This is a genomic window from Rhizobium sp. RSm-3 (genome assembly GCF_001854685.1).
In the GTDB taxonomy this organism is placed as follows: domain Bacteria; phylum Pseudomonadota; class Alphaproteobacteria; order Rhizobiales; family Rhizobiaceae; genus Rhizobium; species Rhizobium ecuadorense.
Genome location: NZ_MAWZ01000024.1, coordinates 148,137 through 166,368, shown reverse-complemented (window position 1 = coordinate 166,368; position 18,232 = coordinate 148,137). Strand labels below are relative to the sequence as shown.

The window sequence follows — 18,232 nt, the reverse complement described above, 5'->3', positions numbered from 1 at the left end:
TAGCGTCGCAATGAGGCGAAACGGCGAAATGGCAATCGCCGAAGCGCCGATTTGTTCCGGTTCTAGGAAGCCGAGGATTAACCTCGCGTGAATGTTGCAGTCTGCCGAGGTTCATCTCGCCTGCTATTTGCACCGCCCAATTGCGGTGGGATTTGTGTTGCAATTCCCTGAAAAAAAGTCTGATTATCGCCGCAAGGCGGTCTCGGTACCGTTGAACTGCGGCCGTCAGCCCACGAGAAAAAGAGCGGCGGCTACCAACAGAGAGGATCCTCATGCATATCTCCACCCGTATTTTCGCGGCAGCCTCGATCGCGGCAATGTCCCTTTTCGCCGGCTCGGCCATGGCCGATGGCGAGAAGTATGTGATCGGCACCGATTCGACCTATCCGCCCTTCGAATTCGTCGACGCCAGCGGCACGATCCAGGGCTTCGACATCGACATCACCAAAGCACTCTGCGCCGAGATGAAAGCCGACTGCTCCTTCGTCAGCACCGACTGGGATGGCATCATTCCGGCGCTCAACGCCAAGAAGTTCGACATGATCGTTTCCTCCATGTCGATCACGCCGGAGCGTCTGAAACTCGTCGACTTCTCCAACAAGTACTACAACACCCCGCCGGCCATCGCCGTGCCGAAGGATTCGAAGATCGCTGACGTTGCCGGCCTCAAAGGCAAGGTGATCGGCGCGCAGACCTCCACGACGCACGCCAACTATGCCGAAAAGCATCTGGCCGACACCGAGCTCAAGCTCTATCCCACAGCTGACGAATACAAGCTCGACGTTGCCAGCGGCCGTGTCGACGCCGTCATCGACGACGTCGTCGTTCTCTCCGAATGGGTCAAGTCCGACGCCGGCGCCTGCTGCAAGATCCTGACGACCCTGCCGGTCGACAAGGAAATCAACGGCAACGGCGCAGGCATTGCCATCCGCAAAGGCGATCCGCTCAAGGAAAAGCTGAACACGGCAATCGCTGCGATCCGCGCCAGCGGTGAATACAAGAAGATCCAGGACAAGTACTTCGACTTCGACGTTTACGGCGAATAAGAAATTCGCTATCTGGCCGATCAAGGTAATGGCGGAAGGCTTGCTCTTCCGCCATTTTTGTTTGACAAAGATTGCAAGATCAAAACGGCAAAAGCCGTGAGGGGAATTCACGCATGGGCGGATTATTTTCCGCGTTCGGCTCCTTCTGGAGCTCACTTGTGCACATTTTCGATCCGCTGTGCGGACCCGTTGGCATCTTTACCTGGTTAGGTCAGTCGACGATCCTTGCCTGTGGCGATACCGGCTGGGGCGACGAGATCGCTCTTGGCCTGCAGGTCACCGTTTCGGTGGCGATCGTCACCCTGCCGATCGGCCTCGCCATCGGCTTCCTCGTGGCGCTCGGCCAGCAGTCGGAGGAAAAATCACTTAGGCTGGCGGCCGGCATCTACACGACGATCTTCCGCGGCCTGCCGGAGCTTCTGACGCTCTTCATCATCTATTACGGCATGCAGATGCTGATCCAGTCACTGCTAACCTTCGTCGGTTATGACGGGCCGCCGGTCGAGATCAACGCCTTCCTCGCCGGCGTCATCGCGCTTTCGGTGGTTTTTTCTGCCTACTGTTCGGAAGTGCTGCTCTCGGCCTTTCGCGCCATTCCCAAGGGGCAGTATGAAGCAGGCGATGCGCTTGGGCTGCATCACGGCCGCACGCTGCGCCTGATCATCCTGCCGCAGCTCGTGCGCATCGCGCTGCCGGGCCTGACGAACCTCTGGATGGTGCTCCTGAAGGACACTTCCTACGTCTCGATCATCAGCCTTGCCGACATCCTGCGCCAGACGAGTGTCGCCGTGCGCGTGACCAAAGAACCCTTCTTCTTCTATGGCCTGGCCTGCTGCCTCTATCTGGTGCTCGCCATCCTCTCCTCCTTTCTGCTCGTCTATGTCGAGCGATGGGCCAGACGTTCGGAGGTCCGCCGATGAGCTACGCCGAAACGCTGATCCCGCCGCAGCCCGCACCTCGCGAAGTGATGAAGCCGATGACGCCGGCGCGTATGGCCGGCTATATTTTCGTCGCCGTCTGGGCAGTATTCGGCGCGCTGCTGGTGATCTCCGTCGTCAACGGCTGGGATCCGGAAAAATTCACCCGCTACGGACCGCGCTATCTCCACGGTCTCGGGGTTACACTCAGCCTCGTTTTCATTTCTGTCATCTGCGGCGCAGTTCTGTCGCTGCCGCTTGCCGCGGCGCGCATGTCGAAGAACCGGGTGCTGAATGCGCTCGCCTACGGCTATATCTATTTCTTCCGCGGCACGCCGCTGCTTGCCCAGCTGTTCCTCGTCTATTACGGCCTCGGCGTATTCCGGCCGCAGCTGGAGAGCGTCGGCATCTGGTGGTTCTTCCGCGAAGCCTGGTATTGCGGCCTTTTTGCCATGACCATCAATACCGCGGCCTACCAGGCGGAAATCCTGCGCGGCGCCATCGAGAGCGTACCGCACGGCCAGCGCGAGGCGGCAGCCGCCCTCGGCATCCACAAGTTCATCGCCTTCCGCAAGATCGTTCTGCCGCAGGCTCTCATCGTCGCGTTGCGCCCCTATGGCAACGAGATCATCCTTTTGATCAAGGGCTCGGCGGTCGTTGCCATCATCACCGTACTCGATCTGATGGGCGAAACCCGCTACGCCTTCTCCCGCACCTTCGACTATCAGACCTATCTCTGGGCGGCGATCTTCTACCTCACCATCGTCGAAGCGCTACGCCACCTCTGGGCTTGGATCGAACGCCGCTTGACCCGGCATCTCAAGCGTTGATGAATTCGGCCGGACTTGGCAGCACTCTCGGATCGATGCTGCCAAGCCATTGATATCAAAAATGAATTGTCCTTTTATGAGGTATCTGTAAAGCTTCCGTTAACCACTCGCATGTTTCCATATTACGTAGCGCTAACAAGCGCGCGAGTGGGAACGAGAAGAAGTGAACACGATGCACAAGGACATGGAAAAACAACTGCAGGGCTATGGTCTGACAACCGCCCAGATCCTCTACCACCTGCCTGATCATCCGGCGATCCTGCAGACATATGTCTGGCAGGAATATGATCTCGCCCCCGATTTCCCCGAAATGCGCGGCTTCCTGAAATTCTGGGAAGAAAAGCTCGACGGACCGCTGCATTCGGTACGCTACATCCATCGCAAGCTGATTTCGGCGACTGAGTGGCGGGCGCTGAAGGGAGAGTTCATCCTGCATTGATCCGGCACGCACGGCATCAGACATGCGCCTCGCCATGGCCGAATTCGCCCTCGTCGCGATCCGCACGCAGGGCGAAACAAAGAATGCCGAGATAAAAGGCGACGACGATTGCGATGACCGCAAGGCCGGGAACCGGCCCGAGCACGGCATTGTCGATGACATAGCTCCATGAGTGCGCCTGCAGCGCCTGCACGCCCTCCGTCTGGAGTTTCGGCGTCGAAATCTTCAGGCACCAGGCGAGGAACAAGATGAAATACATCCAACCATAATTGCGTTTGAGACGACGGTGCATTGCTTCCGAATAGCTGAGCAGGAAGCGCGGGTGACGCAAACTATTGGCGACCACCTCTGCCCATTCGCTGCCGGCCTTGGCGTCCGGTGCTAGGATTTGCGCGAAATAGCAGCGCTCGATCTGCCGGATGCGGGCGCGGTAGATATCGAAGAAGCGGTAGCGCCGTGCCTCGATCATCAGAAGCAGCGTCACCAGCATTATCCCGAACAACAGCACGCCGTGATGCGAGGTCGGCGTCGACAGCGACACCGAGAGCAGAGCTGCCACCACGGTGATCGCCCAGTTCGACGTCCGGTCGATGCGGTCGCGCCAGCTCGTCATCCGACCCAGTTCGCCGCGGTAATAATGAATGAGCGTATTGGTGACCTCGCCCGGCGTGCTGGGCAGCAGCAGGGTTCGTGCGCCCTCGCCTTCCCTTGCCGATGGCACCGTGTCCTGCTCCATATCCATGGCTGTTCCTCCCTTGGTCTTCTTTTCTGCCATTCTGCGCCAGTCGCCACGCCATTGCAAAACATCGAAAGCCGCCTTAGAGCCATGGCTGAAACAGAAGGACGATGGACGCGATGGCAAAGAAGATCGACGAAGAAGCCCTTGGCGAAGCCTATAACCGCGCGCTGGCGCTGGAGAAGGCCGGCGATGTCGACGCGGCCGTTGCGGCCTATGAGGAAGTCCTGGCGATCGATCCCGACGATCACGGCGGTGCCGCCGTGCGCATCGCCGCGATGGGCCGCGGCGAAACGCCGGTCAGGGCGCCCGACGCCTATGTCGAGACCCTGTTCGACCAGCATGCCGAGGTTTTCGAGGACGTGCTCGTCGAGCAACTCGGCTATCACGTGCCGATGCTGGTACGCCAGCGCCTGCAGGCGCTGAAGCTTGGGCCGTTCAAGCGGCTGCTCGATCTCGGCTGCGGCACGGGCCTCACCGGCGGCGCGCTGCGCGACCTCTGCGAGGATATGACCGGCATCGACCTTTCGGAGAAGATGGTCGAGATCGCCCATGAGAAGGATCTCTACGAGACGCTTTTCGTCGCCGAGGTCGAGGATTTCCTCGACGACAATGATGAGGAAGCCTTCGACATCATCACCGCCACCGACGTGCTGCCCTATCTCGGCGCACTCGAACCGCTGTTCTTCGGCGCCGCCGAGAACCTGACGCAGGGCGGCCTGTTCATCTTCTCCTCGGAGACCCTGCCTGAAGAGACCCTCGCCGGCCGCGCCTACATGGTCGGCCCACACCAGCGCTTCGCCCATGCCGACGCCTATGTGAAAGAACGCCTGGCGGCCACCGGCTTCGAACTCGTCGAAATATCGGATATCAACGTGCGCATGGAAGACGGTCAGCCGACACCCGGCCATCTGGTGATCGCCAGATATATCTCCTGAGATAATAGTTACACGATCGGCGAACTATCTGTTGCGTATTCCTTTCCGGCCTGATACTTAGTCGGTCGGTAAAGTTTTCCACCAAACAGGAAAGGTCGCCGCATGTCGCTCGTGTTCTATGGGCATCCGCTCGCCTCCTTCTGCCACAAGGTGCTGATCGCGCTTTACGAAAACGGCACGCCCTTCGAAAATCGCCTCGTCGATCTGTCCGACGAGGCCTCGCGCGCCGATCTTTTCCGCTTCTGGCCGATCGGCAAGATGCCGCTGCTCAGGGACGAAGCGCGCGACAGCACGGTTCCCGAGACGTCGATCATCATCGAATATCTCGACCATTATTATCCCGGCCCCGTTTCCCTGCTGCCGCTGGAAATCGACCGGGCGCTGCAGGTCCGCCTCTGGGATCGCTTCTTCGACCATTACGTCCAGGCGCCGATGCAGACCATCGTCAGCAATCGCCGGCGCCCCGAGGGCAAGGAGGACGAGACGGAGGTGGCCGCCTGCAAGGCGACGCTTGCCACCGCCTATGCGATGATCGAAAAACAGCTCTCCGAAAGCCCATGGATCTCGGGCGAGGCCTTTACCATGGCCGATTGCGCCGCAGCTCCCGCCCTCTTCTACGCCGAGACGCTGGTCCCGTTTTTAGAGGAGCAGCCGAAGCTTCGCGCCTATTACGACCGGCTTCTCGCCCGCCCGTCCTTTGCAAGGGCGCTGGAGGAAGCCCGCCCCTATTTCAAGTTCTATCCCTACCATGACAGGCTGCCCAGCCGCTTCCGGGATACGGCGGGATGATCGACGGCCAGGCGGGTCTTGACCGCATGTTCCACGCGCTTTCCGACCGCAGTCGCCGCGGCATGATCGACCGCCTCGGCCGCGGCCCGGCGTCCGTCACCGAGCTGGCCGCGCCGCTTGCGGTCGCCCTGCCGACAGTGATGAAACATCTGCAGGTGCTGGAGGAAAGCGGCCTCGTACTCTCCGAAAAATCCGGCCGGGTGCGAACCTATCGCCTGCAGCAGGATGCGCTTGCCGCCGTCGAACACTGGGTAGAACAGCGAAAGAGCCGCTGGACCGCCAGCTTCGACAGGCTGGATCAATATCTCGCCGAAGAACCGGAGACCTTTTCCGAATGACGACACGATCCACCGAACACGCCACCCTCGTCATTGAGCGCCACCTGAAGGCGCCGGTCTCCCGCGTCTTCCGCGCCTGGTCGACGCCGGAGGCCAAGCGCCAGTGGTTCGCCTGCCACGGCGAATGGCTGCCGCTGGAATACGGGCTCGATTTCAGACCGGGCGGTACGGAAAGGAACCACGTCGCGGACACCGATGGGCTTCTGCACGCCTATGACGCCCATTACATCGATATCGTGCCGGATACCCGCATCGTCTATGCCTATGAGATGAAGCTCGGCGAAACCCGTATCTCCGCCTCGCTCGCCACCGTCGTCTTCGAAGCCGAACCCGCCGGCACCAGGATGGTCTTCACCGAGCAGGTGGTCTTCCTTGACGGCTACGCCGACAACGGCGCCCGCCTCCAGGGCACCGAGATCGGCCTCGACAATCTCGAACTTTTCCTGGAGCGCGAGGCGAGCCCGATCCACTAGCCGAATCTCAACCGCTTCACCTCTTCCGGGAGGCCGCGGCCTTTGCGGACATATTCAATGCCGCAGCGGCGCGAAAGAGCGCCTTCAACGCCTCCTCGTCGATCTCGTCACCCTCATGGAAATCGATGGCGCGCCTGGTATTGCCGTCGAGGCTGGAATTGAAGAGACCTGAAGGATCCTCCAATGAGGCGCCCTTGGCGAAGGTCAGCTTCACCGCGCTCTTATAGGTCTCGCCGGTGCAGATGATGCCGCCGCGCTCCCACACCGGAACCCCTCGCCACTTCCATTCCTCGACCACCTCGGGCTCGGCTTGCTTGATGAGCGCACGGACCCGGCCGAGCATTTCGCCGCGCCAATCGCCAAGTTCCTTGATCCTCGCGTCGATCAGTTGAGACGGCGAGGCTCCCCCGTTTGCGTCCCCGGAATCGCTCTTCTTCATGGCTGCTCGCTTTCTTCATGGTTCCTCCCGCCCGTCATTCGAGGGGTATTAGTTACATCCGTTCGCCGGGCAGTTGACTGGCCTGCTCCACCCAGGCGGCAAGCTGGGCTTCATCGATTTCGTCGTCCTCGCGGATATCGAGGTAGCGGACTTCCTTCTGCTTGGAATGGCCGGGCGGCAGAGGCTGCAGCGACGCACCCCGGAAGAATGCCACCTTGACGTATTTCGTGAAGCAATGAACGCCCAGGAACCAGCCCTCGCCCTCAATGCCGTAGAAGGGCGAGTTCCATTTAACTGCCTTATATACATTGGGCACGGTGCGTGTGATCAGTGCATCGAGGCGGCGCCCGACGTCGCTTTTCCAGCCCGGCATCGCGGCGATATAGGCCTGCACCGGAGCTTCGCCGTAACCCTTGGCGATCTGCGGATTGCCGCCCGACAGAAGGGTCGGCTCCGCAGCCGTCGGCTTGGCGACGGTCTTCGTGGTGAGCGTCATTTGGGTCTTGGACGTCTTGCCGGCCATTGCGTCACTCCTAATCTCCCACACCATCTGCCGGCATAGGGCAGCAGGAAGAGGTAAAGACCGGCCAGCAACAGCAGGCCAAGCGGCAGCAGTGCCAAGACGCCGCCCCAGACGGTCGATCTCTCCTGTACCATGGCGATAATATTGAGAATGACCGCCACGGTAAAGGCAACGGACAGCCAGCGGGGGATCTGCCGCAACCAGTTGCTCCAGCTCAATAGGGCCTCCCCCGTTTACATCAGCCCGGGCGGCCTCACTCTATCCGGGCCAGCACCTGCTCCAGATTTCCAAGGAACTGCGTCCACCCGCTCCTGGCGCCGCCGTAAGCCTGCCGCTGATCCGGCCGGAAACCCGACTGCTCCATACGCAGATGCGTTCCCGTGCCGGTTGGAGTGAGAGTCCAGGTGACGGTGCTTTCAAGACCGTAGGCATCCCAGCTATAGGACAGGGTCTTGTTCGGCTCGACCTCCAGAACCTTGCAGTCGACCGAGCCCCAATCGGCGTTGAAGCTGAAGCGATGATCAACGGCCGGCTTGAAGTCGCTTTTCATCAGCCACTCCTGGATCAGGTGCGGCTGGGTCAGCGCCCGCCAGATCTTTTCCGAAGGAAAAGGGATTTCCCGTTCGATGACGACGGAGCGCGTTTCTGTCGATATGCCGGTCATTGATCCATCCTTTTCAGCAAATCTTCGAGATCGTTGAAGCGGTTTTGCCAGAACCCGGCCATCTCGCGGGTCCAGTCGACCAGCGGAGCAAGCGCACCGAGCTGCGCGCTATAATGCGTCTGGCGGCCCTCATGGCGGTCGCGTACCAATCCGGCCTGCTTCAATATGCCGAGATGTTTTGAAACGACCGGCTGCGAGACCCCGGCCCGAGCCGTCAGAGCCCCCACCGTCTTCTCCCCTTCCCGGCACAACCGCTCGAACAGAGCCCGCCGGGTCGGATCAGCGAGCGTTTTGAACAGCGCGTCTTGAGCATCGGACATTTGTAATTCATACCTATTCAGCTATGAATTAACGTATAGCCACAGAGGTATGGGTGAGTCAAGCGATCAAGCTGGAGCGAGAAAGAAAACAGGCAGTACGCCGCAAGATCCTGATATAATTTATCCACGGACAACGGATAGCCTACAAGCTATACATTCCTATAATCTTCTTTCGCCGTGGAATATCGTCGGCACCGTAGCCGGACTGGGATCAATGGCTGTTCTCTTCCAACGCCGTACGCAACGACTGCAAGCCATCCGTGCCGCCAATCAGGCACCATTGGGAGGTCTCGCGTGCCAGCTGAAAGTCTGCGTTTGCCCGTTTTTCATCGCCTGCTGCCCGAAGCGCTTCGCCTCGACGAACATAAAACTCGTTGCACTGCTTCGCTTTCAGCGCCTGATCGTACTCCAGAATCGCGCTGCGATACTCCCGCTTGTTGAGGAACCAGTTGCCAAGCAGAAAATGGGCATGCGAGACCACTCGATTGCGGGTAAAACTGTAAATGCCTTCTTGCGGGACAACAAACTGGAGAACTTCTCCCACGGCGTCCGGTTCGGCCTCGGTCAAATGATCCAGTTCATCATCAATGGCGTCGAACTGATCATCCACCTGGCGGAGCGGCAGTTCAGCCCCGGCCACTCTTCCAGTTACGGAAGCCATACGATAGCACGCAGGTTCTGCGAGCGCGGCCCGTCCCAGTCTCAGCCAAAGATCGGCGCTCGACGAAATGGCGGCGTCAGGGGGATTTGCCAGGGATCGGGCGAACACCTCGCGCATATATAATCGATCCTTTTCGCTGGTTGCGTCAAAGCACGTGCGGGCTATATCGAAATAGCTTGAGCGCGCCAGTGCCGCATCCATGCGAGACAGGGCCGGCAAGTAGACTTCGGACGCCGGGCGATCGCCCTGCTGTTTGGAATAGCGTGCAACGACGTTTTCTTTCTGACCGCCGGCCGCCAGAGGCGGACCGCTTGCCGCATCACCGCCAATAACAGTCGCTTCGTTTCCGCCCGCCGGAACCAGAGCGGTCGAATCGAACGGCCGGAGTGGCCCCACGTCGTAAAGCCTATCGGCCGGAGCCGTCAGCAGCCAATGGAATTGACTGGCGAGTTGGACATCGCCATCGACAAAATTGCCGATCGCGTTCGACAGGAATTTACTAATCAGCAGCCTTCGCATTTCCTCCGGGAAGGCGTCCAGGTTTGAACCGTTGCTGCGCGGCGGAATGGCGGCCCATACTGCCGCGATGGTTTGTGGGTCCTTTGCAAAATTGAGCGTCAGCTTCCAGGATGCAAGCGATCGTTCGATCTGCATGCGCGCCTCCGGCGTTGCCGCGTGGTATAGGTCGGCAAGGACCCGCAGTTTGCGTTCACGTTCTGCTGCTACCGTTGCGATAGTGGGACCAATCAATACTCGCTCCGAGCCTCGCAGCCAGCTCTCGCCGAGCAGTTGATCCTGGCGGCGGCGCAGTTCGGCCAGCCATCCGCGGTTTTTGACATCGCGCACGAGTAGGTCGGCGTCCTTGCCGCGATCGCTGAAATTCGTCTGCTCGGACTTGACGACGAAGTCTATCAAATCGAAGAGCGTACTGTCAGGCAGCCGATCGTCGCTTGCAACGCTATTGAGCGCAGAGACAACGATCTCGGAAACGACGGTTTCGACGGGCTTGTCCAGGTCATCCTTAAGCTGCCAGAAGTTCGAGATTGCGATCGGTATCGAGACGAGCACCATCAAGGACACAAAGAGCTCGCACAGGAAAATGGGGCGCTCGTACTCGCGCCAGTTATTGCGCAAGGCGTCCGGTCTCGGTTTCCTTGACCACAGCCCAAGACGGTCGGCATACATCACCCGCTGCAGCGCCGCTGCGACCGCCAGTCGGTTGAGCAAGAACGCCATAGCGATGCGGCCGCCGAATAGAACAGGAATGGCTGCCAAGGCACTGATCTGCGCGGTGTCGTTGGCCAACGAGAAGCCGCCCATCGCAATCGCTGCCAGAACCAGAAGAAAAAGGCCACCTTGCCAGGCCAATCCGGCAGATACCAACCGCGTTGTGGGAATGACTAAGGTTTTGAAGTCAATACGGAACGGCCAGCGACCACGGTCGACCGTTTCCTTGTGGAATTTGACCAACTCAGCCGTTTCCAAGGCGAAAAGCCTGTCTTCTGCCGGAAAGACCGGCATCCCAGTGCGTCCGTCCGAATAGGCGGCCCGCCCGGCCGCTCGACGTTGCAATACGCTACGAGCCGATTGCGCATGCGCCAGCCACGAGAAATAAATCATCGCGGTCTCTTGACCGCAAAGATGCACAAGGGTGGCCGGACGCTCCCCAAATCTGCATTGCTGCTCGATCGCTTCAACGACAGCAGAAATGCCGTGCCCTTCGACAAACTCCCTTACGGTTTCCAGCCCTTGAAGCCCGATTTGCGGAAGAATCGATGGAAACTCGCGACCAATAGCTTCGAGGAAAAGCTCGTGACGTTGCAGGCTCATTCCCGCAGCGAGATCAAACAGCTCGATCCACGGTTGAGCCTCGTACTGCGCCGGATCAGTTCCCCAGGGGCGCCCTTTTTCCCGGGCCACAATTTCGTTCAAGCGCACAAAGACTAAACCATCATCCCCGTCATCGTTCGGCTCGATCTCCAGCGAAAATTCCGCAGGCTTTACGGCCGGTGTTTCGGGTTGCGGCATTTCGCCCGGCTTATCCAATTTCCGCTGCTCATCCGAGTCGTCGGCGGCATCAGTCCTCGTCAGCAGCGCAAGGTCGGCATTCCTCTCCGGATCGTCCCACCCCTCGATGGTCAAAGCCGGCAAGTCGACATGCTGCGCACTCGCCCAGTTCAGCGCCGCTTCTTTCGCGCCGACCAACCGCTGGAATCCCTCCGGATCCTCATCGGGCCGAAAATCGCGCAGCCGCCGGGCATAGGCGCGTCGAATGTCGTTCTCATCCTGAGTCGGTGCGATCTGCAGGAGCGTCCAGCAAGTCTCAGCCATGGGATCAAAGCATTCTGTGTTCGAACTGGTTCAATGTTTCGGCGAATGCGCGGCGTACGGCTCCGAGATCGTGGTTCGCCTGATCGTTCAGCGCGGTTTCGAATTGTAGGAGAAGCTGCGCGATATGCTCCCGCACGGGTCCGAGCGATTCGACGTATAGTCTTTCCGCCCGCGCGATCAGCGAACGATTTTCCTGCTGGTCGCGTGGCGCTAGCTTGATGGACGCGAGTGCCGCGAAGCTCTTGTCGAGTTCGTGGTCGCTGAGATTGGATTGGTTGCGGAAGACTTTCCGTTCGACATGCTTCGTCGAAGTCACCTTGACCTCGACTTCCAGGGCACCGTTGATGTCATAGGTGAATCGTACGCCTACAGATTCCCGGCCGGCTGGCCCCGGCGGGACCGATACATCCACGGTGCCGATCCGCACATTCTGGGACGGACGCATGTGCTCCCCCTGCAGCACCTCGATGCTTACGTGCGTCTGCATGTTCGACGCCGTCCAATAGATATTTTCCCGGCTGATGGGGACTACGGCATTGCGCTCGATGATTGGTGACAGAATGACACCATCAGGCGCCCTTGGATCGAGGACCGACGTCCCCAGGGTGAAGGGGCATACATCGGTCATGATGATTTCATCGAGAGCACCGCGGCGATGCTTTAAGCCCGCCTGCACCGCTGCACCGATCGCAATGGCGTGGTCGGGCCGCGCATGGATCAACGGAAAGCGGCCGAACAGCCTAGTAACGAGGTTGCGCACCAGCGGCATCCTTGTGGCGCCGCCGACCAAGACGATCTGATCGATCTTGGCAATGTCGATGCGGGCGTCGCGAACGGCGCTTTCGATCGGCGTACGCATCCGCCTCAAGAGCGACGCTGCCGCCTCCTCGAATGCAGCACGGCTGACTTCCCCTGCGCATTGGGTCTTGCCGAGCGAGAAATCATAAGCCGCTTCCGCCTTGTCGGTCAGCGCGAGTTTGAGCGCTTCCGCCTCGCGCAGCAGTCGCGCCCGCTCGGCCGGATCGAGCCTGGCTTCGTTCAACTTATGCCGCTTGACCAGGAATTCGACGAACACATCACGAAAATCATTGCCGCCAAGCAGGGAATCGCCAGCAGACGCCCGGATTTCCATCACGTTCTCGTACTTGTGCAGAAGCGATACGTCGAACGTTCCGCCACCAAGGTCGAGGATCAGGAAACAACCGTCTCCGGTCGCCTCCAACCCATGCGCCAGCGCCGCTGCTGTTGGCTCATTGATCAACCGCTCGACATTCAGACCGGCGAGCCGCGCCGCATCCAGCGTTGCCTTGCGCTGCGGATCGTTGAAATAGGCGGGAACCGAAATCACCGCCTCGACGATCTTTTCGCCAAGCTTGGCCTCGACATCGTCCTTGAGCGACTTCAGCACCAGCGCCGACAGTTCCTCGGCCCGCCAGGACTTGCCGACGAGCTGTGCGCTGTTGGCGCTTCCCATCCACCGCTTGAAGGAGGCGACGGAGCGCTCCGGATGCGTGATCAACCGGTCGGCCGCCGCCCGTCCCACCAGCAACACGCCGTCATCGGCAACGCTGACCGCCGACGGCGTCAGGGTTTCGCCAAGCGCATTGGGAACGAGTTCCGCACCACTCTCGGACCAGACCGCCACCAACGAATTGGATGTGCCAAGATCGATACCGACAATTGCCATAAAAACCTCAAATACGAATAGGGTGGCGCGCCCGCTACCTGGATGGAAACAATGGGTCGTCTTCTATCCCGCGCGGGTCATCCTAGTTCGAGAACTGGCCGCACTGCGTGTTCGACTCGGTACGGCATGAGGCCGGGCGGCGAGCAAAAATGCGCTTTTGGCGACCAACGATTGACGGGAACTGGATATTTGGAGGGTGCGGGATGCATTCTGGATAACAGGTGAGATGTCTTTATACATCTCATAGTTGATCTAAATTGCAACATGCTTCAAAAAGCCGATAAAAATTTATAGATGGATGTGTTGACCTTCAGAGTCCGGCTTGGCGTCAGGTCGCGCAATCTTAACCGGCCCTCCGGACAGTCGCGGCAGGATCGCCGTCAGACGCGACCAAACTCGCCAGCACCTCATACAGTAAAAACGCCGAAAGCCACGGGCGGCTTCCGGCGATTCAGACTTACCCGCTTCGTTCGACCTCAGGAACCGGAAACGACCTTCAGATTGCCGCCATGGCTGCCGCCTGCGAAAACCTGCTTGCGGCCGAACTCGTTGTTGAAGGCCAGGCGCTGCTGCTCGCGGGTGATGCCGAGCTCAGGGAAGAGCAACTCGGCGACGCGATAGGCTTCTTCAAGGTGCGGATAACCGGAGCCGATCACCGTATCGATGCCGATCTCCTGGTATTCCGCAAGGCGCGCGGCCACCGTCTTCGGCGAGCCCACAAGCGCCGTGCCGGCGCCAGCGCGCACCAGACCGACGCCAGCCCAGAGATTCGGCGAGACCTCGAGCTTGTCACGGCGGCCGCCGTGAAGGGCAGCCATGCGCTTCTGGCCGACCGAGTCGGATTCATGGACGAAGCGCTCCTGCGCCTCGCGGATGGTATCGTCGTCGAGGTGGCGGATCAGCCGCTCCGCCGCCTCCCATGCCTCTTCGTCGGTTTCGCGCACGATGAAGTGCAGGCGGATACCGAAGCTCACCTCACGGCCACGCTCGGCGGCGGCCTTGCGCACCTTGGCGACCTTTTCGGCCACCTGCGCCGGCGGCTCACCCCAGGTCAGATACTTGTCGACGCGGCCGACCGAGAAATCGATGCCGGCATCCGACGAGCCGCCGAAATAGAGCGGCGGGCGCGGGTTCTGCACCGAGGGAAAGCCAAGGCGCGCGTTGGTCGCTTTGATATATTTTCCGTCAAAGCTCGCCGTGCCCTTGTCCAGCAGTTCCTCGAAGACGGTGAAGAACTCCTCGGCATGGGCATAACGCTCGTCATGTTCGAGATGGATGCCATCACCGGCAAGCTCGGCCGGGCTGCCGCCGACGACGATATTGAGCAGCAGGCGGCCGTTGGAGATGCGGTCGAGCGTCGTCGCCAGGCGCGCGTAATAGGCCGGCGACGCCGTGCCGGGGCGGATCGCCACCAGGAACTGCAGCTTCTCGGTCTTGGCCGCGAGCGCCGCTGCCGTCACGAAGGATTCCTCGCAGGCAACCCCTGTCGGCAACAGCACACCGGAATAGCCGAGCCGGTCGACGGCCTGGGCGATCTGCGTGAGATAGCCGATCTCGGGCGCGCGGTTGAGATCGGCGGAACCGAGATAGGTGCCGTCGCCCGATGTCGGGATGAACCAGAGGAAATTGATGGGATCGGATGTGGCGGTCATGGAAACGGTCCTTTGCTGCGAAATTCGAAAATCAGCCCGCGCGGTTTAGCTGGCCTCCGGCATGCGACCACATGCAGGACATACCTGGCGCGCCGCCACGCGGATGCTTAGGAGGATCGCGGTGGCGGCGGAGCGAATGCCGGGGCTTTGGTTGCGCGTGAACATCTGAAATATCCTGTCGATCGATCGCGGCTGGCAGGAAGCGGGAGTCGCCTTCGATCGCCGGAATATTGCCATAGACTATAAATTATATCGACAATATCAATTTTCCATTGTCGTCCGCTTCGAGGAATAATTTTTCCCGTTCTGTTGCTCGTCGGCAAGCGCCTGCCGATAGCAGCCTTCTTTCGCTATCCCTCCCGACGTTCGGCAGCCAGCCGCTCCCGGATAAAGCCGGCCCCGCCGGCAAGGCGCGTCGCCAGCAGGCTGGTGGGATCGATCATGCGCCAATAGGGCGTGAGCGTCGAAACCGGCTCACCCTTTTGCAACGCGAGGAAAGACAGATCGGCAATCGCGCGCAAATGCCGCTGCACGGTAACCGGACAACAGGCGTCCGCCCCGTATTCGGCAGCGAGGCGGCGGCGAAGGATGCCAAGCTCGGTGAAAACACCTTGCTGCGCCGATCGAATCTCTTCTGCGACCATCTGCTGCGATGGAATAAGCATCGACTGCATTCCACTGCGGCCTTTACGCCGCGGCTCGATCGTCGGAACTTCGCGCATGTCATCCCCGTACACATTTGCCTGGTTCCCATCTAGGGCTGAGGCGAACGGCGACCAGCCTCATATCCGTCTATCGCAAGGAAGTCCGTCTTCACGGCTTTTCTGCCCCGGCCGTTTCGGTTAATCCTCAGGGCCTCGCACTCCGGATAAGGACAGGACATATGGCTAAAGTCGCATTCATCGGTCTCGGCGTCATGGGCTTTCCCATGGCCGGTCATCTGAAGACGAAGGGCGGCCATGATGTCACCGTCTACAATCGAACAGTCGAAAAAGCCGCCGCCTGGGCAGAAAAATTCTCCGGCAAATCCGCATCCACCCCGGCCGAGGCTGCCGCGGGCGCCGATTTCGTCTTCGTCTGCGTCGGCAATGATGAAGATCTCCGGTCGGTGACATCGGGCGAAAACGGCGTCCTGCACGGCATGAGGCCGGGGTCGGTGCTGATCGACAACACCACCGCCAGCGCCGAGGTCGCCCGCGAACTTTATGCCGCGGCCAAGGAAAAAGGCGTCGATTTCATCGACGCTCCCGTTTCCGGCGGCCAAGCCGGCGCTGAAAACGGCGTCCTGACCGTGATGTGCGGCGGCGACGAGGCCGCCTTCGAACGCGCCAGGCCCGTTATCGACGCCTATGCCCGCATGGTCGGCCTGATGGGGCCGGCAGGTTCTGGCCAGTTGACCAAGATGGTCAACCAGATCTGCATCGCCGGCCTCGTCCAGGGGCTTGCCGAAGGGCTGCATTTCGGCAAGCGCGCCGGCCTTGATATCGAAAAGGTCGTCGAGGTGATTTCCAAGGGTGCGGCGGGCTCCTGGCAGATGGAAAACCGCCACAAGACCATGAACGCGGGCAAATATGATTTCGGCTTCGCGGTCGACTGGATGCGCAAGGATCTCGGAATCGTGCTCACCGAATCCCGCCGCAATGGCGCCAAGCTGCCGGTCACCGCCCTCGTCGACCAGTTCTATGGCGACGTCCAGGCGATGGGCGGTAATCGCTGGGATACATCCTCGCTGCTCGCCCGTCTCGAAAAATGATTGCCCCCTCCTCCGATGCAGCCGAACTGATCGCGCATCTCGAAACGCTGCGTTCGGAGGAGAATATCGCCGGCATGGCGCGCTTCGGCATCGTCACCACCAGCGCCCTCGGCATTCCCAATCCCGATGTCAAGGCGATCGCCAGGCAAGCGAAGAAGGATCACGCCAGAGCAATGAATCTCTGGCGTAGCGACATCCGCGAAGCCCGTCTGCTCGCCCTCTTTACAGCCGAGCCGAGCCGGCTGACGGCGGAAGAAGCCCGGAATTGGACCAATGATTTCAACTCCTGGGAAATCGTCGATTGCGCTGCCGACCTTTTCGTCGAGGCCCGGCTGGACGAACTCATCGCAGAATTCGCTGACGACGAGCGCGAATTTGTCAGGCGCACTGCCTTCGCCATGATTGCAGGCGCCGCCGTCCATCGCAAGACAGAGCCCGACACCAGCATCCTTGCCTGGCTGCCGCTGATCAGAGCCCATTCGGGCGACCCTCGGAACTTCGTGCGCAAGGCGATCAATTGGGCGCTCCGCAGCATCGGCAAGCGCAATCTCGCCTGCCATACGCCGGCGCTCGCCCTTGCAAGGGCGCTCGCGGAAAGCTCTGACAAAACTGCCCGCTGGATCGGCAAGGACGCCGTCAAGGAATTGGCCGGCGAAAAGCTAACGACACGGCTGAAATAAACGCATGCAGGCGCCAAGCTGAAGCCCTTCTTCGTCAATGCTGCCTTATGAATGCTGCCGGGATTTTTCGACCAGGAAATCGATCAGCACCCTCACTGCCGGCGGCATGCCCTTGGCGGTCGTGAAGACGATATAAAACTGGCTCTCCTCCGACTGCCAATCCGGCAGCACCCGCACCAGTCTGCCGGTCTGGAGATCGGCTTCGCAGGCGCTTTCGAGCAAAAGCCCGAAGCCGAGACCGGCACGGGCCGCGTCGAGGATGGCGGTCATGCTGCGGCAGGTGAGCCGCGGCTGATGCCGAATCACCCGTTTGGCATCATTCGGTCCGATCAATTCCCAGCTGTGGAACGACACCCATGACGTCATGGCCAGCGTCGGAAGCTCGGCGAGTTCGTCCACACAATTCAGGCCGCCGGTGCGCTCGACCAGCGAGGGACTTGCGACCAGAATACGCCGCGCCCGCTCGAGCTTGCGCATCGTCAAGCTCGTCTGCGTCTCCGGCTCGTTGGTTGCCCTCACCTCAAGATCGATCCGTTCGTTGATGAGGTCGGCGCGCCGGTCGGAGCCAATGATCTGCAGCTTGATCTTCGGATAGCGCTCCAGGAATTCAGGCAGGATTCCGCCGACGGAGATATCGACGAGGCCGAGCGGGCAGCCCATCCGCACCACGCCTTGCGGATCGGATTGAGCCTCGCTGACGATTGACTTGGCGCGGTCGGCCTCCTGCAGAATGGTCTGGCATCTTTCGTAGAAAGCCTGACCGATCTCCGTCACCCGGAAGTGGCGAGTCGAGCGTTCTATAAGTCTCGCGCCAAGCCCGTCCTCTAGTCGGCTGACCCGCCTGCTCAGCTTCGAACGCGGTATCTTGAGATCGCGACTTGCGGATGCGAAGCCGCCGCTGGAGACGACAGCGGCGAAATAATAGTAGTCGTTGAGATCGTCCATCAGAACAAGCTATCCGCGAGAAGGAATGAAATACGAGCCCCCTGCAAAAGTTGTATCCGCTCTCCAAAAAA

At 60.3% G+C, this 18,232-nt stretch carries 20 protein-coding genes and 1 pseudogene; 10 read left to right on the top strand and 11 right to left on the bottom strand.

Annotated elements, in window-relative coordinates:
- Positions 1–272 precede the first annotated feature (272 nt).
- The 4 genes from BBJ66_RS19915 (at position 273) to BBJ66_RS19900 (ending at position 3,232) form a co-directional block, all read left to right on the top strand.
- A complete protein-coding gene (locus BBJ66_RS19915; RefSeq protein ID WP_071089136.1) occupies positions 273–1,046 on the top strand; it encodes a transporter substrate-binding domain-containing protein in 774 nt (257 codons plus the stop codon).
- A 113-nt stretch (positions 1,047–1,159) separates the two neighbouring features.
- Positions 1,160–1,966, top strand: a complete 807-nt coding sequence (locus tag BBJ66_RS19910) for an ABC transporter permease (RefSeq protein WP_071089134.1) — start codon at positions 1,160–1,162, stop codon at positions 1,964–1,966.
- Positions 1,963–2,793 (top strand): ABC transporter permease, encoded by an 831-nt coding sequence (locus BBJ66_RS19905; protein ID WP_071089132.1) that lies wholly within the window; start codon positions 1,963–1,965, stop codon positions 2,791–2,793. Before BBJ66_RS19910 ends, BBJ66_RS19905 begins: the two co-directional genes overlap by 4 nt.
- A 172-nt stretch (positions 2,794–2,965) precedes the next feature.
- Complete coding sequence (locus BBJ66_RS19900) at positions 2,966–3,232, top strand: usg protein (RefSeq protein WP_003594110.1); 267 nt, start codon at positions 2,966–2,968, stop codon at positions 3,230–3,232.
- Between the two features lie 16 nt (positions 3,233–3,248).
- On the opposite strand, the gene BBJ66_RS19895 is transcribed toward BBJ66_RS19900, so the two are convergent.
- Positions 3,249–3,974 carry a DUF2270 domain-containing protein gene (locus tag BBJ66_RS19895; RefSeq protein ID WP_071089130.1) on the bottom strand — a complete coding sequence of 242 codons (726 nt, stop codon included), beginning with the start codon at positions 3,972–3,974 and terminating at the stop codon, positions 3,249–3,251.
- A gap of 113 nt (positions 3,975–4,087) precedes the next feature.
- On the opposite strand from BBJ66_RS19895, the gene BBJ66_RS19890 reads away from it, so the two are divergent.
- From BBJ66_RS19890 to BBJ66_RS19875, 4 genes are all read left to right on the top strand, one after another.
- On the top strand, positions 4,088–4,906 hold the full coding sequence (locus tag BBJ66_RS19890; protein ID WP_049731930.1) for a class I SAM-dependent DNA methyltransferase: 819 nt from the start codon (positions 4,088–4,090) through the stop codon (positions 4,904–4,906).
- Between the two features lie 102 nt (positions 4,907–5,008).
- On the top strand, positions 5,009–5,695 hold the full coding sequence (locus BBJ66_RS19885) for a glutathione S-transferase family protein (protein ID WP_071089128.1): 687 nt from the start codon (positions 5,009–5,011) through the stop codon (positions 5,693–5,695).
- Positions 5,692–6,033, top strand: a complete 342-nt coding sequence (locus BBJ66_RS19880) for an ArsR/SmtB family transcription factor (protein WP_071089126.1) — start codon at positions 5,692–5,694, stop codon at positions 6,031–6,033. Before BBJ66_RS19885 ends, BBJ66_RS19880 begins: the two co-directional genes overlap by 4 nt.
- Positions 6,030–6,506, top strand: a complete 477-nt coding sequence (locus BBJ66_RS19875) for an SRPBCC family protein (RefSeq protein ID WP_071089124.1) — start codon at positions 6,030–6,032, stop codon at positions 6,504–6,506. The genes BBJ66_RS19880 and BBJ66_RS19875 overlap by 4 nt, the downstream gene beginning before the upstream one ends.
- A 16-nt stretch (positions 6,507–6,522) precedes the next feature.
- Here the strand turns inward: BBJ66_RS19875 and BBJ66_RS19870 are convergent.
- The 9 genes and pseudogenes from BBJ66_RS19870 to BBJ66_RS19835 form a co-directional block, all read right to left on the bottom strand.
- Positions 6,523–6,964, bottom strand: a pseudogene (locus BBJ66_RS19870) (DUF1801 domain-containing protein).
- Between the two features lie 33 nt (positions 6,965–6,997).
- Entirely contained in the window at positions 6,998–7,468 is a 471-nt protein-coding gene (locus BBJ66_RS19865) for a DUF1801 domain-containing protein (RefSeq protein ID WP_071089120.1), read from the bottom strand.
- Positions 7,438–7,686 (bottom strand): hypothetical protein, encoded by a 249-nt coding sequence (locus tag BBJ66_RS33385; RefSeq protein WP_083335589.1) that lies wholly within the window; start codon positions 7,684–7,686, stop codon positions 7,438–7,440. The genes BBJ66_RS19865 and BBJ66_RS33385 overlap by 31 nt, the downstream gene beginning before the upstream one ends.
- 35 nt (positions 7,687–7,721) lie before the next feature.
- Positions 7,722–8,132, bottom strand: coding sequence for an SRPBCC family protein (locus tag BBJ66_RS19860; protein ID WP_071089118.1), 411 nt, complete (start codon positions 8,130–8,132; stop codon positions 7,722–7,724).
- A complete protein-coding gene (locus tag BBJ66_RS19855) occupies positions 8,129–8,452 on the bottom strand; it encodes an ArsR/SmtB family transcription factor (RefSeq protein WP_071089116.1) in 324 nt (107 codons plus the stop codon). The genes BBJ66_RS19860 and BBJ66_RS19855 overlap by 4 nt, the downstream gene beginning before the upstream one ends.
- Positions 8,453–8,663: 211 nt before the next feature.
- Complete coding sequence (locus BBJ66_RS19850; RefSeq protein WP_071089114.1) at positions 8,664–11,444, bottom strand: hypothetical protein; 2,781 nt, start codon at positions 11,442–11,444, stop codon at positions 8,664–8,666.
- Between the two features lie 4 nt (positions 11,445–11,448).
- Complete coding sequence (locus tag BBJ66_RS19845) at positions 11,449–13,131, bottom strand: molecular chaperone HscC (protein WP_071089112.1); 1,683 nt, start codon at positions 13,129–13,131, stop codon at positions 11,449–11,451.
- A gap of 476 nt (positions 13,132–13,607) precedes the next feature.
- Complete coding sequence (ssuD, locus tag BBJ66_RS19840) at positions 13,608–14,783, bottom strand: FMNH2-dependent alkanesulfonate monooxygenase (protein ID WP_049731921.1); 1,176 nt, start codon at positions 14,781–14,783, stop codon at positions 13,608–13,610.
- A 350-nt stretch (positions 14,784–15,133) separates the two neighbouring features.
- Positions 15,134–15,505 (bottom strand): hypothetical protein, encoded by a 372-nt coding sequence (locus tag BBJ66_RS19835; protein WP_071089111.1) that lies wholly within the window; start codon positions 15,503–15,505, stop codon positions 15,134–15,136.
- 161 nt (positions 15,506–15,666) lie between these two features.
- On the opposite strand from BBJ66_RS19835, the gene BBJ66_RS19830 reads away from it, so the two are divergent.
- Positions 15,667–16,536, top strand: coding sequence for an NAD(P)-dependent oxidoreductase (locus tag BBJ66_RS19830; RefSeq protein ID WP_071089109.1), 870 nt, complete (start codon positions 15,667–15,669; stop codon positions 16,534–16,536).
- Positions 16,533–17,216, top strand: coding sequence for a DNA alkylation repair protein (locus tag BBJ66_RS19825; protein WP_049731918.1), 684 nt, complete (start codon positions 16,533–16,535; stop codon positions 17,214–17,216). Before BBJ66_RS19830 ends, BBJ66_RS19825 begins: the two co-directional genes overlap by 4 nt.
- 45 nt (positions 17,217–17,261) lie before the next feature.
- Here BBJ66_RS19825 and BBJ66_RS19820 read toward each other — a convergent pair whose 3' ends face one another.
- The gene (locus BBJ66_RS19820; protein ID WP_071089106.1) at positions 17,262–18,161 is read right to left on the bottom strand and encodes a LysR substrate-binding domain-containing protein; all 900 of its coding nucleotides are present in this window, start codon (positions 18,159–18,161) and stop codon (positions 17,262–17,264) included.
- Positions 18,162–18,232: the final 71 nt, after the last annotated feature.